Raw genomic sequence first — 16,498 nt, 5'->3', positions numbered from 1 at the left:
TGCCTCTACTACCCTCTTTTAAGCTAAAGTGAGTCATCACCTTTTTCAATAGTCAGCACTTCAGGTTTTTTTTTATGGCGCAAGCAAGTTTTGGAAAAATTCTTACGGTTCTCGATCTATTTTCGTTATCACGTTCAGTGATTAATGTAGATATCATCAGTGAAGAATTAAACCTCTCCAAACCTACCAGTTATCGCTATTTAAAAGAATTGGTATCGGCTGAATTATTACAGCGAATCAGTGGCACATCCGGTGACTATACGCTGGGTTCGAAAATTGCTGTTCTGGATTATATTTCAAGAAAAACTGATCCTTTGGTTCAGATCAGCATTCCCTTTATGCAGGAAATCGTCGAACGGACTGAGTTCTCTTGTATATTGACTCATCTCAATTATGATTCTTGTATCGACTTACATGACGAAGTCTTTAAAAATGCACATCTGCTTTCATTCGGACGCGGTTGTCCACGTCCTGTCTATGTAGGTTCATCTTCAAAAGTCATCATGGCACATTTACCGAAACAAGTGTTGCTTGACTATTATCAACGTTATGTAGATGCATTTGCAGAAGTAGGATTTGTGCAGAATGAAACCGCTTTTCTGGAACAAATGAGAAAGATCAAAAAACAGGGATATTATTATTCTAGTGGTGAACTTGATCCTCAAGTTGCAGGTCTGTCTGTACCAGTTAAATTCTCTCTTAAAGAGCCACCTTTAGCGCTTACTTTATTAGCTTCAAAAAATAGATTTGATTTCGTAAATCTGGAAAAATTAGTACAAATTCTTCAGGAGAAAGCACAGATTATTGAAAATAAGTTCCTCCACCATCCTGAAAGTACAACTGAGATTCGTAATAATTTAACCAAATAAAATTTAAATTATGTTTGAAAAACTATTTATATTCTCATAATATGATTATCAGTCTTTAAGCCATAGCATTCTTACTGAATTAAATGGCGAGAAGATTCCTCAGAGGTAAAAAAGCCTATTTCGAATGAGATAGGCTTTTTTATTTTAATTTTGGATTTATAGCAATAATGCAGATACATTTAAGGAAAGTTAAGAATTTTGCAATTGCAATGTGTAGATAAAATCTAAAGTTAGAAATTTGAAATCGTATAAATTCATCCATTTTATGCTTTTAATTTTAGCTCTGCTTTAGAATCCTTCTTGATCAAAAACGAGATAACTAAGAAGCCCATCAAGCTTCCTATAATTGAATCATAAAATCTTTATAGCTTAAGAATATTATCCCAGTACGGCGGATCTCCAATTTCTTTTAAAATAAAATCAAGCACAGTTCTAACCTTTTGTGAACGAATTCTGTTTTCAGGAGAAACCAGATGAATCCCTATAGAATAAGGTTCCACTGTACTGATCCAGTCAGGAAGGAGTTGAACCAGTTTACGTGTTTTGAAATAGTCTTCCGTAAAAATCCAGGTTGGAAATAATACAATCCCCCGTCCTTCCAATGCCGCATCTACCAGGACTTCTGCATTATTACTTCTTAAAGGCCCTTGTGGCTCAATTAAAACCGGAGTGTCATGCTCTTGCTGACGGAAATACCAGCGTTGGCTTCCGGAAACGCCCTTATATACCAGACATTGATGATTCTGAATCTCGTGTGGAGAATGTGGAGTTCCATATTTTTCAAGATATGCAGGACTCGCACACAGCACATACTGTTGATCACAGACCTTGCGTGCAATTAATGCTGAATCTTGTAATGAGCCAATCCTTATCGCAATGTCTACGCCTTCTTGTACAGGATCAATAAAAGTATCCGTCAAGATTAGCTCGACTGAAAGATCCGGATAGCTATCATGCAATTTATTTACGATACGCGATATATGTAGCCTTCCAAACGCAACCGCTGTATTGATACGAATTAACCCTCTGATCGCATTTTTACCAGAAATTTCTTCATTGGCCAGATCTAGCGTATCCAGCACTTCCTTAATTTGCACAAAGTACTTTTCTCCTATGTCAGTTAGCCGAACAGAGCGTGTATTACGATAAAAAAGTTGTTGCCCAATTTCCTGTTCAAGTTTGGAAATAAAACGAGATACTGAGGAAGATGGAACCTGAAAATGCTTTGCCGTAGCTGAAAAACTGCCTGTCGTTGCCACCATCACAAAATAGCGTAATGCATTGAGTTGCATACTTGATCTATCCCTGAATTTAATTCAATCATTTTATTATTGTCATAATAGCAATTATGTTTTGAAAAATTGCGGAATTGTAGCTTTTAAATAAGAGAATATAATTCGTTGCTTTCTTCCTTTGGAAAGCATATATGAAACAGTTGTGGATTTTCCCATTAGTCGTTCTTGCAGGTATGGGGTTATCTGTTGAAGCGGGTTTACTGGGTCCACTCGGGGAAGAAATTGGGCATTTCTGGGCGACCTTGGGAATTTTCGCGATCGGATCACTGCTCTTAACCTTGGGGTTGATCTTCAGCCGTCCAAAGCTTTCTCTCATGTTCAAGCAGCCACGGTGGCAACTGACTGGCGGTATATTAGGCCCTATATATGTAGTGGCTTTAACTGTAGCGACACCTCATATTGGCGTTGGCCTGACCATGGTGGGCATCCTGTTTGGCCAGGTTGCAACCAGTCTTATTATTGATCACTGGGGTTTGTTAGGTAGCCATAAACGGGCTGTAGACAAATATCGTATTGGCGCGCTGGTAGCTATTTTAGCTGCATTATGGCTTATTCAATAAGGAAGCTTCTCCATGATTTATATAATGTTATTAGTCGTTATTTTTGGCGGAGCAGTTTTATGTGCTCAATCTTCAATTAATGGTCGTTTGGGTGCTAAAGTAGGTGTATTAGAAAGTTCTTGGCTGACATTTGTCTTAGGTGCTCTAGTCAGTTTTCTAATCGCTTTCTTTCTTGAACCCAACCATGCATTGAATTTATTCACCGCACCAAGATGGCAATTAACAGGTGCATTTTTTGGCGTGGCCTATATGCTTACGATTGTATTTGCTATGCCTAGACTGGGCGCTGCTGCCACCACTGTCGCCGTCATTAGTGGCCAGTTATTAATGAGTCTGCTCATCGATCATTTTGGATGGTTGAATAATCCGGTGATTCATTTAGATGGATCCAGACTAGCAGCAATTGCCCTATTAGCTGTTGCACTATTTTTTATCTATAAAAGTAATATTGCAGCCAAAGCACAAGCTGAAAATTAAGATACTGTGAAAGGAAAGAGATTTTAGGTTTTAAAATCTCTTTTTTTATGAGCTCATAAAGTTATTTTGAGGAATCTAAGGGTAATATTAGGCATAGTTCATAAGTCATTTCACTTAAGCATGCATAATCAATTTTCAGGCAATAAACAAATTCGTGTAGTCTCAAACTTTTCAGAACTCGTTAATTCGGATTTTAAGGGTGCGATGAATGCGATTTGCTGGTCTAGAAATTTAGCGGGTGATTTTGCCGAGATCGTGAATAAGCTTCATTTACAGGAAAATATGACTGAAGTTTCAATTGATGATCTTATGAAACTCCAGCTGTCAGAAAGCGGTCATCTGGCAAGAAAGATTATCTTAGAAGATATACAGCTACTGACTGACTACGGCGCTTCCCCTTCACTCAATCTGCTCAAATGCTATGAACGGGATAATGAGCTCGATTTCATTACTACAGATGTCTATTCATTCCATGTCGATCGCTCTCCGATTGAAACAGATACTTTCTTATGTACCTATCATGGTGCTGCAAGCGATATCTTGCCTAATGATCAGGTGGAACAAAAGATTCTGATTCCAGAAATCAGGGCAAAGCTGAAAGAATTATATGATGGCCCAGAAGCCGGATTTGAAGGTTTTTTGGAAGAGTATTTCTTTGATCTGCATTATCAACCTAAGCCTAATGCAAAACCTGTAAATTTAGGTCAGGGACATCTTTGGCGATTGGCAGTCGATCATCCAGCCCAAAGAGCCCTACCTTGTGTACATCGGGCTCCGGTTGAAAATGAGGGTGAATATCGATTGCTTTTGATTTGTTAAATTCGATACAAATCTTAAAAATGAGAAAATCCACATTATCTTATTGTCATTTTTCTCATTTTCATTCAAGCAAATTCTAACTGTCCAACCGAATGGTAAGTACGATTAAAATACACCAGGCTCTGATCTTGTTCGCTCCGTTGAATCGCAACCACTCGACACATAAAGATACTATGTGTCCCTACTTGCTGGATATTCTCGATTTCACAGTCAAAACTCACTAATGCATCGCCTAGTACAGGTGAGCCTGTTTTTAGTATTGTCCAAGAACCTAATTGAAATCTTCGTTCAGAACTGAATTTGCTGGATGCGAATGCATTAGAAATCTGTTCGTGCTGTGGACCTAAGACGTTCACTGACAAAATTTTGTTCTCAATAAAATGCACATGTGAACGAGATGACTGATTCATACAGACCAGCAATGTCGGTGGTGTATCAGTCACGCTGCATACTGCAGATGCCGTAAAACCATGCATTCCTGTCTCACCCGAGGTTGTAATGACATTCACTGCTGTGGTGAGTAAGGACATGGCATTTCTAAAGTCAGTCGCTTCAATCATCTCTTAAATCCCTAATTGACTATCGCTTTGATGAAGAGCGGTAAAAGTACATGTATTCCTTATACAGCTCTTAAGACAAATGAATACTCAGGCTGTCAGTTCTTGACGAACAATAGCTGCGCCAGCACTTAAAGCATTCAGTTTGCCTTGTGCGACTTGACGCGATAAAGGTGCCATACCACAGTTGGTTGAAGGATACAGCTTGTCAGCATCCACGAACTGAAGCGCCTTTCGTAAAGTATCTGCAACCTGTTCTGGTGTTTCAATTTGATTGGTTGCGACATCTATGGCGCCGACCATGACTTTTTTGCCACGAATCAATTCAATCAGATCCATTGGTACATGAGAGTTTTGGCATTCAAGTGAAACAATGTCGATCTTAGACTTTTGCAGTTTCGGAAAAATTGCTTCGTATTGGCGCCACTCTGAACCTAGAGTCTTTTTCCAGTCCGTATTGGCTTTGATACCGTAACCATAGCAGATGTGTACTGCTGTTTCACATTTCAGACCTTCAAGCGCTCGTTCTAATGTGGCAATGCCCCAGTCATTTACTTCATCAAAAAATACATTAAATGCAGGCTCATCAAACTGGATGATATCTACACCTGCTGCTTCGAGTTCAAGTGCTTCCTGATTCAGGATTTTTGCAAATTCCCAAGCCAGTTTTTCACGGCTCTTATAATGAGCATCATAAAGCGTATCGATCATGGTCATTGGACCCGGCAACGCCCATTTGATTGGCTGCTTAGTTTGACTACGCAAGAACTTGGCATCATCTACAAATACAGGTTTCTTGCGAGCGACAGCACCCACAACGGATGGCACACTCGCATCATAGCGATTTCGAATACGCACCGTCTCACGCTTTTCGAAATCCACACCTTCCAGATGTTCAATAAAGGTGGTCACGAAGTGCTGACGGGTTTGTTCGCCATCACTGACGATATCAATGCCTGCCTGTAGTTGCTCATGTAGGGACAAGCTCAAAGCATCTCGCTTGGCTTCAAGGAGCTGCTCGCCTTCCAGTTTCCAGGGTGACCAAAGTTGCTCAGGTTCGGCAAGCCAAGACGGTTTCGGCAAGCTGCCAGCTGTAGATGTTGGGAGTAAAATGCTCATGTCTAATCTTCTATCTCTATATTCGTTAATTTATTTCTTCATTCAGGCAGTATGCTCTTGATGAGCATTATCTACAGTAAAATTTGCGGCCCACTTTTCAAGAATGTCTTTATACGGCTTAATAAAATTTTCTTCTGTCCATTTGCCCTGCTTAACTGCTAATTGACTACGCTCCACACGGTCGTAAACGATTTGTGTCAACGAATAATCCTGATAATTCAGGCTTGGTTGATAGATCAAACCTGCAGGCGAATTGGTGTTGTAAATTTCAGGACGATAAATCTTCTGGAAACTTTCCATGGTACTGATCGCACTGATAAGTTCGAAGTCCGTGTAATCACGCAATAAGTCACCGGCAAAATAGAATGCCAACGGTGCATTACCATGTTCAGGTTTGAAATAGCGAACGCTTAAGCCCATCTTTCTGAAGTATGCATCTGTACGTGAATAATCATCATTTTTATATTCCACACCGAGTACAGGATGCACATGTGCAGTACGGTAATAGGTTTTCGTGGTAGATACACTCAGGCAAATCACCGGCTGTTTCTTAAACTCGGCCTTAAACACATCTGAATGAATTAAATGCTGATAAAGTTTGCCGTGCAAATCACCAAAGTCGTCAAGCTTTGCATCAGTTTTATCGCTGATGGATGGCAATACAACGCTAAAGTCATAATCACGTACATAAGATGAAAAGCTATTGCCAATCATGCCTTCAATGCGCTCATTGGTTTTATGATCAATGACGGTACTTTTCAGCATCTCGATAAAAGGGAAAGTTTGACCATGGCCTTCGACATCAAGTTCCGCAGAGATAATGTCAATTTCAAGGGAATAACGGTCGCCTTTAGGATTATCACTTGTCGCTAATGAATTAAAACGCTGATTAATCATGGCCAGAGTTCTGCGCAGATTTTCCTGTCGACTTTCACCACGTGCCAGATTGGCAAAGTTTGTGGTTAAACGTGTGTTGTCTGCTGGTTGATAATTTTCATCGAAACGGATGCGCTTGATTGAGCATGTAAATTGATTACCCATGGAGATTCACTATCCTAATTTTTAAATAAAGCCAAATTTCTGTATAACTTCATTTAAACGTGAATCTAGAGATGAGTAAAACGATATAAATTCAGTAAAAGATGAGAGAAATTCACTATAGATGAATTAATTGTATGAATACTTACTCAAAATTAAATAGAACAAAATACAGTTTCTCATTCAAAAATAAATATAGATCGCCTTTTATAAAAATGAGCTATCAATTTAATTTTAAAGGTAAAAATTATTGATGTGTCTTTCAATTGGCTCTTGCTGTAGCACCTAGTTTGCATCTTTTATTTTAATAACACACAACTTCTTCGTATAAGAAGAACCTACATCAATATAGTGGCAATTATCAATTTGAGTATGGTTTTTTACAATCGTATGACCCAGATAGATCTCATCGATATTTTTAACGGTTCCATAGCGATAAGAATGATTGCGAATTCTCCCTCTACCCCAAAGAGCATTGGTATATGCTGAAGTTAAGCCTGGAATTCTATTTTCACCTTTTGCAATTTTCTTTTTAAATACATTCCAGTCATTAAGCGCAATATCTGCGTGTAAAATGCCAATCTTTTTATACTCGAGGTTTAGTTCAATGGCCAAAGGAAGTGCAGAAAAAATTTCACTGAGTTCATCCTGTTTTTCGGTTGATAAAAGATAGAACCACTCACCACCATTCTGCGCATGCATATCTTGAATCCATGCATCGTCACGGCCCTTGATACACATTTCCTCATGATTGCCGCGAACACAATAAAACCAGGGCTGACTTAGCAATGAAACGCATTCCAGGTTTTCATTACCACGATCGACCAGATCTCCGGTACAAATCAGTAGATCTTTCTCAAAATTAAAATGAACTTTCTCTAATTCTTGCATGAGCAAGCTATAACAACCATGCAGATCCCCAACCACATATATGGCAGAGAAATCAGATCCATCAATTACCTTAGTTAAAGTGTTCATAAGTATCTTCTATAACATGGAACCCTGTCTGCCAAACCTGAAGCAAAAGATGATTCTTAAATCATATCTTTTAATTTTAATGCTGTTTAAAACCTTAAAGATGATTTTTTAACATTATTTATCTACTACAATTAAATTATTTTTAGTCATAAAACCCTTTGTAAAATATAGGAAAGTTCACATAATGTTAACTTTTGTATAAATATATTATTTTTTTGTAAGTTTAAGCTTACATCGATTGGAGCAAATACTCTATATCCTGTTTCCTCAATTTTTGACATTATGTTTCACATAAAGAGTCAGCAAGGAAAGCTGATAATAATCGCATTACAATGATAATAAAGTCGAAAGACAGCGAACTTACTGGGATGGCAAGTGATAAAAGTAGAGACTACAGCCGCTAAGCCTTATAGTTTTGGGAGAGACTATAAGGGTTTTATTTTATTAGCATCTACTTATTTATTGATTCGGTGATACTCGCCAAATCACGTTCCCTACATCATCAGCAACTAATATTGCGCCTTGAGCATCTGTAGCTACACCCACAGGCCGACCAAATGCATCTCCATTTTTGCTTAAAAATCCGGTCAGAACCTCTTGAGGCTGACCAGAAGGCTGACCATTTTGAAATGGCACAAAAATAACTTTATAACCACTATGAGGTTTCCTATTCCAGGAACCATGCTGGCCAATGAGTGCACCATCACGATATTGGGATATTAAATTAGCCTTATAAAATGTCAGACTCAGTGATGCAGTATGATTCCCCAATGCATAATCTGGCTTAATTGCTTTCGCGACCAGTTCAGGCTTTTGCGGTTTTACCCGGGTATCCACATGCTGGCCATAATAACTATAAGGCCAGCCATAAAAAGCGCCATCTTTTACTGAGGTCATATAATCAGGAACCAGATCATTGCCCAGCTCATCACGCTCATTCACTACAGTCCATAAGGCTCCACTCTGAGGCTGCCAGTCCATGCCATTGGGATTACGCAGGCCTGTAGCAAACGGCCGGGCTTGACCTGTAGAAAGGTCCAATTCCATGATCAGGGCGCGTCCTTCTTCCTGAGCTATGCCATTTTCAGCCACATTACTATTGGAGCCTACCGTAATGTAGAGCTTCGTGCCTGCAGGATTGGCAATAACATTTTTCGTCCAGTGATGATTTAAAGGGCCTGCAGGCAAGTCTAATACATTAGTTCCTTTTTCTTTGATCTGGGTCATACCTGGCTGATAAGAGAATCGCACTAAAGCATCTGTATTTGCGACATAAAGCATATTACCCACTAAGGTCATTCCAAACGGCGAGTTTAAATTTTGCAGAAATACCGTTTTCTGGTCAGCAATGCCGTCTTGATTACTGTCACGCAGCAGGCTAATACGGTTGGCGCTTGGATAGGATGATCCTGCTCTTCTCATCACCATTTTCATGATTTTACCTTTAATCCCTTTACTGTCTTCAGGCTTAGGTGGAGCATCAGTTTCAGCTACCAGTACATCTCCATTCGGCAATACATATAACCAGCGCGGGTGTTGAAGGCCTTGTGCGAATGCTTGCACTTTTAAACCTGGTGCTGGCGTCGGCATGACACCTTCAGGCCAACCTTTTGCAGGGGCAATGTTGACGACCGGAAACAGTCTTGATTTTGGTTCAGGTAAAGACGGCTGAGCGCCATAACTATCTGTTACAGGTGTTTTGGATGAAACTGTACAGCCGGTAAATGCCAATATGATTACGGTACTTAAGGCTGATAGGAGAAATTGAGCCGCCATGGTATTTCCTTGCTTTTTGTTTTTATCTCTCCCATTTTAAAAGGTGGTTGAAATCGTAATGATATAGTTCTTGTAGTTTCTGGTTGTGGATTGATTGCCGTAAATATACTAGTGACGCAAGTTGCCTAAAGCATAGAACGCTGTCTAATTTTTTTACTTATATTCACTCCAACCTTCTTAAATAAATGGCCATGCAATACTTAATAAAAGTAAAAGTCCTAATACAGCACAACTGATTTGCCAGAAACGTAAAGGATCACGTTCAATCATGGTAGGAGCTTTGGATTTTAATAATTCCTTGGATGGGTGTTCCAGATCATGGATCAATTCAGTCAATGCCTCATAACGATGCATCGGCTCGATATTCAGTGCCTTTTTTAGAATCTGGTCTAACCAGAGTGGTAAATCCGGCCGATATTTTTGAATGGAATGATATTGAAATTTTTTCATCTGTTTCAATGACTTACATCGAGCTAAATCTGTACCATAAGGAAGCTGTTTAGTCAGTAAATAATAAGCCATGGCTGCCAAAGAAAATTGATCGGACTGAATCGATGGTGAATGTTCAATGAAATATTCAGGCGCCATAAATGCCAAGGTACCAAGTGGCCGATTCACATGTTTAGGATTAATTTCGACTAAACCTCGTACAGCAGTTGAACCATAATCAATCAGTTTGACTTTAAGTGTATTATCAACGTTTAAGACCATAACATTTTCAGGACGTACATCTTGATGCAACATTTCCAGTAGGTGCATTGCATTTAAGGCCAATGCTGTTTGCTGCAAAATAGGGAGAATATCTTCCATCTGCAAAGGCTTTTTCTGTTGATGCAGCCAGCGATCTAAGGTTTCTCCCTGCAAATATTCATAACTCTGGAATAAATATTTTTTCTCTGATTGATGCGTATAACATTGCAGCAGATTTTCGTGCTTAAGACGCTTTGAAACCCAGTCTTCAAGTTGAAACTGTTCAACAGCCTGTTCATCTTGTTGTAAATCTACTGCCAGAGTTTTAATCACTAGCGGTTGCCGATCATGATCGTGTGCCAAATACAGGCAACTGCGGTGATTTTGGTGCAGGATTTTGTCAATGGCATAGCCTTCAAATGCTTCACCTTTGCTGAGCTGGGGTGGAAAGACATAATCCTGGTGCATATAAAACTGATCTGGTTCAGGCAACTGCTCAATACGGAGCACTTGAAGACTTAAATTATCATCACTGTCCTGTTTTAAAGCCTGTTCAACCAGGAATTTGGCAAGCTGATTTAAGTGATCTGCTGCTAAGGTGAAATCTAATAATTGTTGGTCTGTAACAAACTCATAAACCCCATCAGTCATGAGTAGAAAGACATCTTTTTCTTTTAGTTCAAGGCTTTGATAATCAATTTCAATACGATAATCCACCCCTAAGGCACGACTGAGATAATGTTCTGTCGAAGACAGACAGACACGATGATCATGGGTTAATAATTCAATTTCACCATCTCGGATTCGATAGATACGACTATCACCGACATGAAAAATATGTGCCTGATGCTGCTTTAAAATCAGTGCAGATAAGGTACAGACATAGCCCCGGTCTTTATCGAAACGTCCCTGACTTTGTTGAGTTTGTGCATATAACCATGAATTAGTGGCACGAATCACCCGTGCTGCTGAAGTCTGGGTGCTCCAGGCATCCGAAGTCGAATAATAATCTGAGAGAAAACTGCTGACGGCTGTTTCTGCGGCAATGTGACTGACATTGCTACTGCCGATCCCGTCGGCAATCGCACAAGCTATACCTTTTTGCTTCAGTACATGACCTTCTGGTAAAAAGATGCCATAAAAATCCTGATTCTGATCTTTAATACCAGCCGTAGAATATTGTCCAATAGCGACTTTTAATGTTTTTTTCATATTGAAAACTCAAAAAAGGGATCATATTGATCCCTTTAAAAATGATTCATTATTAGAATTCTTTTTTCGCGCCAGTACGTACATGTGTGGTGTAAAGTGCCAGACCTGTTAAGGCTAAACCCCCTACCAGATTACCTAAAGCAACCGGTAATTCATTCCACAGGAAATAATCTGCAATCGAGAAGTCACCACCCATCATCATGGCAAATGGGAACAGGAACATGTTTACCACTGAATGTTCAAAGCCCATGGCAAAGAACAGCATCACTGGCATCCACATTGCGATGAACTTGCCACTCACTGTAGTTGACATCATCGCACCAATCACCCCTAAAGAGACCATCCAGTTACACAGCATGCCGCGAATAAAAATAGTCATCCAGCCTGAGAAACCATAAGCCGCATAACCTAAGGTCCGGTCTTCACCAATATGAGAAATCTTTTCACCGACTGGATTCGGATCAGTCGCAAAGCCCATGGTATAAACAGCAGCCATCAGTACTGCAACGACTAAACACCCAGTAAAGTTACCTAAAAATACCAGTCCCCAGTTTTTTAAAATGCGTGCCCAAGTTACGCCAGGACGTTTATCCAGCCATGCCAGCGGTGTTAATACAAATACCCCGGTTAGCAAGTCATAGCCCAATAAATACAACATGCAGAAGCCGACAGGAAACAGTAATGCGCCAATCAGTGGCACACCAGTTTGCACTGCAATCGTAATTGCAAATACGGCTGCCAAGGCCAAAATCGCACCTGCCATAAAGGCACGAATCAAAACATCACGGGTTGCCATATGAAGCTTGGATTCACCCGCATCTACTACTTTTTTTGCAAACTCCGCAGGAGCAAGATATGCCATGTTGTCGTCCTCTTTTTCAATATACGGACCTGTTTTTCGAAAAAAAGACGCCTAAGATCACTGAAGACCTTAGGCGCCGTTGCCTTGAATATTAGAACAGGTAATGGTGAATGGCGTCGTCGCCATGTATATCGAAATAGAAGCAAAAGCTGTGCCACAAATAATTAACAATCGCTTAAATATTCATTTTCTATTTAGCATGAACTCTAAAATGCTGTTGGCATGATATCTGCATTATGCGTTCTGCATACATTCATTTGAGAATAATTTGGAGAGGATTATGATTACCCATCGTCAACAAGTAACTGACATGATCATTTCAGCGAAAGTTTTAAAGTCAATTAAGTGGTCAGATGTTGCCAAAGAGATTGGTCTTTCTAAAGAATGGGTAACCGCTGCATGTTTAGGTCAGATGGCGTTTAATAAAGAGCAAGCAGAAAAGATTGGTCAGATTTTTGGCTTAAGTGATGAAGCCGTTGCATGGCTACAGATCGTGCCATATAAAGGTTCCCTGCCAACCAGCGTACCGACCGATCCTTTAATTTATCGTTGGTATGAAGTGGTGAATGTATATGGTTCTACCATTAAAGAACTGATTCATGAAGAATTTGGTGACGGTATTATGAGCGCGATTGATTTTAGTATGGATATTCAACGCGAAGAAAATCCGAATGGCGACCGTGTCAATGTCGTATTGTCTGGCAAGTTCTTGCCTTATAAAACTTATTGATCAATATCATTTATAAAAAGCCATCAATGTGATGGCTTTTTTTTATTTCATTTTTCTTTTTATATTTGAGCATTAATCTCATTCTCTACATGAAAAAAATTTAGCGAATATACTTTATAAATTTAAAAAATTAATATGAAGTCAATAATTTACATATTATTTTACTAAAATAAATCGTTTTTATTTTAAGCAAAATCTTAACCCCTTCTTCTTTTAATCTGCTTTAACTGCAAAGTATTCCTCTATCAATGAGTAATTTTTAATTTAAATTTCCTATTGTATTTAGATTGATTTAAAAATATCTAATCAATAACATTATCGATAATTATTATCATTTACATTCATTAAAATGTTTTATACCAATCATCCAACTTTCAAGCTATCTTTGCTCAGTTTTGCCATATTGATGACACAGCAAAGTTTTGCAGAAAATAGTCAGCAACTTCCTACCATCACGATAGTCACTGATGCAGCACAAACAACAGAAAGCTCTGAACAGACTAAAAGCTATATTATTCAAAATTCTGCAACAGCTTCTAAACTAAATATTCCTCTTAAGGAAACGCCACAAACAGTGAATGTAGTGACGCGTCAACAATTAGATGACTTTGCACTGGATAATACCCGTGATGTACTCCGCAACTCACCGGGGATCATTGTAAGTAACCAGGAGACCGAACGAACTTCCTATCTATCACGTGGTTTTGAAATCTCAAACGTATTGGTAGACGGCGTTGGGATTCCGCTTGAAGGCTATAACTACAATAATGACAATCCAGACAGCTTTTTATTTGACCGTATAGAGATCGTTAAAGGTGCAAATGCCTTAAATAATGGTATTGGCGATCCGGGCGCTACCATTAATATGATTAGAAAACGCCCTACTCAGGAACTTCAGGCCGCGTTTAATACCAGTTATGGTTCATGGAATACCCAACGTTATGAAGCAGATGTTTCCTCTCCCCTGACACAGGATGGAAAAATCAGAGGCCGAGTATTTGGCTATCAGCAGACAGGTGATAGTTATCTGGAACACTATGAACTCGAAAAAAATGGCATTGGTGCAGTGGTTGAGGCTGACCTGACTGATTCGACCTTAATAACTGCTGGCTATACTGAAACCAATCACAAGCCGAATGGTGTCAATTGGGGTTCTAATCCACTGATCAATACTGAAGGCGAGCAGCTCAGTTACTCACGGAATTATAATTACAGTCCAAGCTGGGCGCACTGGGATAGCAATATTAAAAGTTACTTTGCCGAGCTTGAACAAAAACTGGGTGGCGACTGGACAGCCAAACTGACCTATGATGAAAAACGTACACAACGCGATTCAAAACTCTTGTTTCTGTCCGGCAAACCTGGCGCAAATGGCACTTCAGGCATCTTCCTCTACCCAGGCATGTATATTGATGACAACAAGGAACAGCAGGCCAGTCTGAGTTTTAGTGGCACCTATCCACTTTGGGGACAACAACATGAGGCATCTTTTGGCTATATCTGGGCTGAAAACAATCTGAATGAGTTAGGTTATGCAGGCAGCTTTACCAACCCACTTACCACAGATTTATCCAGTTTTACGCCGCCCGAACCAGTTTGGGATATGTCAAAAACCAGTGGTGAAATGCACATCCGGCAAAAAAACCAAAGCCTATATGCCGCCACCCGTTTACATATGACTGACGATCTGAAACTGCTTTTAGGTGCCAACTATGTTCAGGCTGAAAGTACAGGCAGCAGTTATGGAACAGACACGATTTATGATGAGAATAAGCTATTACCTTATGCAGGCCTGACTTATGAATTTAGTCCTGAATATACAGGTTATCTAAGCTATACCTCAATTTTCCGTCCACAAACAACTAAAGCGCTGGATGGCAGTATTAATAAACCGGTTGAAGGTGAAAGTTATGAAGCCGGGATTAAAAGTTCCTGGCTAGATGATAAGCTCACCGCCAGCATGGCCGTATTCAGAACAGAACAAAGCAATTATCCGTTGCGAGATTCTGACGGTATCCCGACTTTACGTAAAACCCAGGTGAGTGATCTACGTTCACAAGGTTATGAATTCGGTTTGGCTGGTCAGTTAACGGATCATTTAAATCTAAGCTTTGGCTACACTCAGTTTAGTCTTAAAGATCTGATCAATGGCGGTGATGCCCGTACTTTTAATCCTAATCAGTCTTTCAATCTTCTGACCACCTATCAGGTGCCACAGATTCCAAAACTGAAACTGGGCCTTGGTGTGCAATGGCAGGATAAAACTTATCTAGAAGTTCCTGAAGCTGCTACAGAGGGTGTTGTTACCCAACAAGCAGGCATTATCAAACAGGATGCATATGCGCTTGTGAATCTGATGGCCAGTTATGAACTCAATGAACATATGACCTTGCAGGCCAACGGGAATAATCTGACCAATGAAAAATACTTATTTAATTTCCCGAATCAGCAAGGCTTCTATGGTGCACCGGCAAATTACAGTGTGGCCGTAAAATTCAAATATTAATTTTTCGCTTGAGCTTTGAAAGAATATTCAGAGCTCATTTTCTTATATGTAAACAATAATCAGGTAAAATTCATGAAAAAAATCATTACTTTGACAATTGGACTGTCAATGACCCTTTCTGCTCAGGCCCATATGCTTTGGCTAGAACGTGCTTCAGATGCAAAAACACATGCATTCTTTGGTGAATATAGTGAACAGCTCAAAGAGACTCAAGAAGGTGCCTTAAAGTCTTTCAATCAGGCAAAGGCCATTCAGTCTAGAAAGACCTTTAGTCCTCAAATGCAACAGGATCATTTGCTCTATGCCACCCAAGGCCAGACAGATGTCCAACTCAGTCATGAATTGATCTATGGAGAATCATTGCTGAGCTATCATGCCAAATCCGGCAGACAAAACTTGAAAGCAGAGTCAGAACTGGATATCGTACCGGTTCAACCGAACAGTAATACTTTTACAGTCATGTATCAGGGTAAACCCGCTGCGGATGTCAAAGTGACTGTCTATTCCCCACAGCACTGGCTTAAAAACTATACGACCAACAAGCATGGCCAAATTAATATTGCTACGCCATGGAAGGGTCAATATGTACTAGAGGTGAGTCAAGAAGTAGACAAGACAGGAAAATTGAATCAGCAAGTGTATAAGAAACAGTACCTGGTCACGACCTTAAGCTTCGTGCATTAAGTTGCCTCAATATTTATTTATACAGATTCATATAAAGGCCTTTCCATGATTTCTACCCTTCAGCCACTTGCTATCCTGTATCGATTAGGCATGAGCTTTGGTATTGGTTATTTATGTAGTTATCTGATTGCTCTCGATCTGGCCTATTTTTTACAGGCGAGTTTACCCAAAGCTGAATCGGTTTATCTGGCTGCCTTTATTGCCCTGATTTTTTATGTCTGTTTTGTGATTGGAATCTTCTGTATCCAAAATCTTAAAACACTTTCAGTCTATAGCCTGATTCCTCTCATTGTTTTATTTGTCATTTCCCGCTTCATAGGTTAAAC

At 39.7% G+C, this 16,498-nt stretch carries 16 protein-coding genes; 8 read left to right on the top strand and 8 right to left on the bottom strand.

The window, feature by feature from the left end; genetic code table 11:
• Positions 1-74: 74 nt before the first annotated feature.
• Complete coding sequence (locus tag FTV14_RS02915) at positions 75-869, top strand: IclR family transcriptional regulator (protein ID WP_180053292.1); 795 nt, start codon at positions 75-77, stop codon at positions 867-869.
• Positions 870-1,231: 362 nt separating this feature from the next.
• On the opposite strand, the gene FTV14_RS02910 is transcribed toward FTV14_RS02915, so the two are convergent.
• Positions 1,232-2,161 (bottom strand): LysR family transcriptional regulator, encoded by a 930-nt coding sequence (locus FTV14_RS02910; RefSeq protein ID WP_180053291.1) that lies wholly within the window; start codon positions 2,159-2,161, stop codon positions 1,232-1,234.
• 134 nt (positions 2,162-2,295) lie between these two features.
• Here FTV14_RS02910 and FTV14_RS02905 point away from each other — a divergent pair, with 134 nt between their 5' ends.
• The 3 genes from FTV14_RS02905 (at position 2,296) to FTV14_RS02895 (ending at position 4,020) form a co-directional block, all read left to right on the top strand.
• On the top strand, positions 2,296-2,724 hold the full coding sequence (locus FTV14_RS02905) for a DMT family transporter (protein WP_034170896.1): 429 nt from the start codon (positions 2,296-2,298) through the stop codon (positions 2,722-2,724).
• A gap of 12 nt (positions 2,725-2,736) precedes the next feature.
• The gene (locus FTV14_RS02900; protein WP_034170895.1) at positions 2,737-3,201 is read left to right on the top strand and encodes a DMT family transporter; all 465 of its coding nucleotides are present in this window, start codon (positions 2,737-2,739) and stop codon (positions 3,199-3,201) included.
• A 120-nt stretch (positions 3,202-3,321) separates the two neighbouring features.
• Positions 3,322-4,020 (top strand): DUF1826 domain-containing protein, encoded by a 699-nt coding sequence (locus FTV14_RS02895; protein WP_166137214.1) that lies wholly within the window; start codon positions 3,322-3,324, stop codon positions 4,018-4,020.
• Between the two features lie 65 nt (positions 4,021-4,085).
• Here the strand turns inward: FTV14_RS02895 and FTV14_RS02890 are convergent, their stop codons facing one another.
• The 7 genes from FTV14_RS02890 to FTV14_RS02860 form a co-directional block, all read right to left on the bottom strand.
• Complete coding sequence (locus FTV14_RS02890; RefSeq protein ID WP_159123555.1) at positions 4,086-4,580, bottom strand: flavin reductase; 495 nt, start codon at positions 4,578-4,580, stop codon at positions 4,086-4,088.
• An 87-nt stretch (positions 4,581-4,667) separates the two neighbouring features.
• Positions 4,668-5,696, bottom strand: a complete 1,029-nt coding sequence (locus FTV14_RS02885) for a methionine synthase (RefSeq protein ID WP_180001986.1) — start codon at positions 5,694-5,696, stop codon at positions 4,668-4,670.
• 42 nt (positions 5,697-5,738) lie between these two features.
• Positions 5,739-6,737: a putative oxygenase MesX gene (locus tag FTV14_RS02880; protein WP_125278668.1), complete on the bottom strand. Its 999-nt coding sequence runs from the start codon at positions 6,735-6,737 to the stop codon at positions 5,739-5,741.
• 282 nt (positions 6,738-7,019) lie between these two features.
• Positions 7,020-7,712: a metallophosphoesterase gene (locus tag FTV14_RS02875; RefSeq protein WP_125278667.1), complete on the bottom strand. Its 693-nt coding sequence runs from the start codon at positions 7,710-7,712 to the stop codon at positions 7,020-7,022.
• Between the two features lie 459 nt (positions 7,713-8,171).
• Positions 8,172-9,488 carry a sorbosone dehydrogenase family protein gene (locus FTV14_RS02870; protein ID WP_180018101.1) on the bottom strand — a complete coding sequence of 439 codons (1,317 nt, stop codon included), beginning with the start codon at positions 9,486-9,488 and terminating at the stop codon, positions 8,172-8,174.
• Positions 9,489-9,665: 177 nt separating this feature from the next.
• Positions 9,666-11,390, bottom strand: coding sequence for a bifunctional protein-serine/threonine kinase/phosphatase (locus tag FTV14_RS02865; RefSeq protein WP_180053290.1), 1,725 nt, complete (start codon positions 11,388-11,390; stop codon positions 9,666-9,668).
• Positions 11,391-11,442: 52 nt separating this feature from the next.
• Positions 11,443-12,252, bottom strand: a complete 810-nt coding sequence (locus tag FTV14_RS02860; RefSeq protein WP_104426134.1) for a formate/nitrite transporter family protein — start codon at positions 12,250-12,252, stop codon at positions 11,443-11,445.
• A 280-nt stretch (positions 12,253-12,532) separates the two neighbouring features.
• Between FTV14_RS02860 and cynS the strand changes: the two genes are divergently transcribed.
• From cynS to FTV14_RS02840, 4 genes are all read left to right on the top strand, one after another.
• The gene (cynS, locus tag FTV14_RS02855; RefSeq protein WP_004785763.1) at positions 12,533-12,982 is read left to right on the top strand and encodes a cyanase; all 450 of its coding nucleotides are present in this window, start codon (positions 12,533-12,535) and stop codon (positions 12,980-12,982) included.
• Positions 12,983-13,331: 349 nt separating this feature from the next.
• Positions 13,332-15,488 carry a TonB-dependent siderophore receptor gene (locus FTV14_RS02850; protein ID WP_180053289.1) on the top strand — a complete coding sequence of 719 codons (2,157 nt, stop codon included), beginning with the start codon at positions 13,332-13,334 and terminating at the stop codon, positions 15,486-15,488.
• A gap of 72 nt (positions 15,489-15,560) precedes the next feature.
• A complete protein-coding gene (locus FTV14_RS02845) occupies positions 15,561-16,172 on the top strand; it encodes a DUF4198 domain-containing protein (protein ID WP_180053288.1) in 612 nt (203 codons plus the stop codon).
• Between the two features lie 45 nt (positions 16,173-16,217).
• Positions 16,218-16,496, top strand: a complete 279-nt coding sequence (locus tag FTV14_RS02840) for a hypothetical protein (RefSeq protein WP_159123564.1) — start codon at positions 16,218-16,220, stop codon at positions 16,494-16,496.
• Positions 16,497-16,498: the final 2 nt, after the last annotated feature.

The organism is Acinetobacter sp. YH12236 (assembly GCF_013417645.1).
Classification (GTDB): Bacteria; Pseudomonadota; Gammaproteobacteria; order Pseudomonadales; family Moraxellaceae; genus Acinetobacter.
Note: the sequence above shows the minus strand (reverse complement) of the source record. Positions and strands in the feature narration are given on the sequence as shown.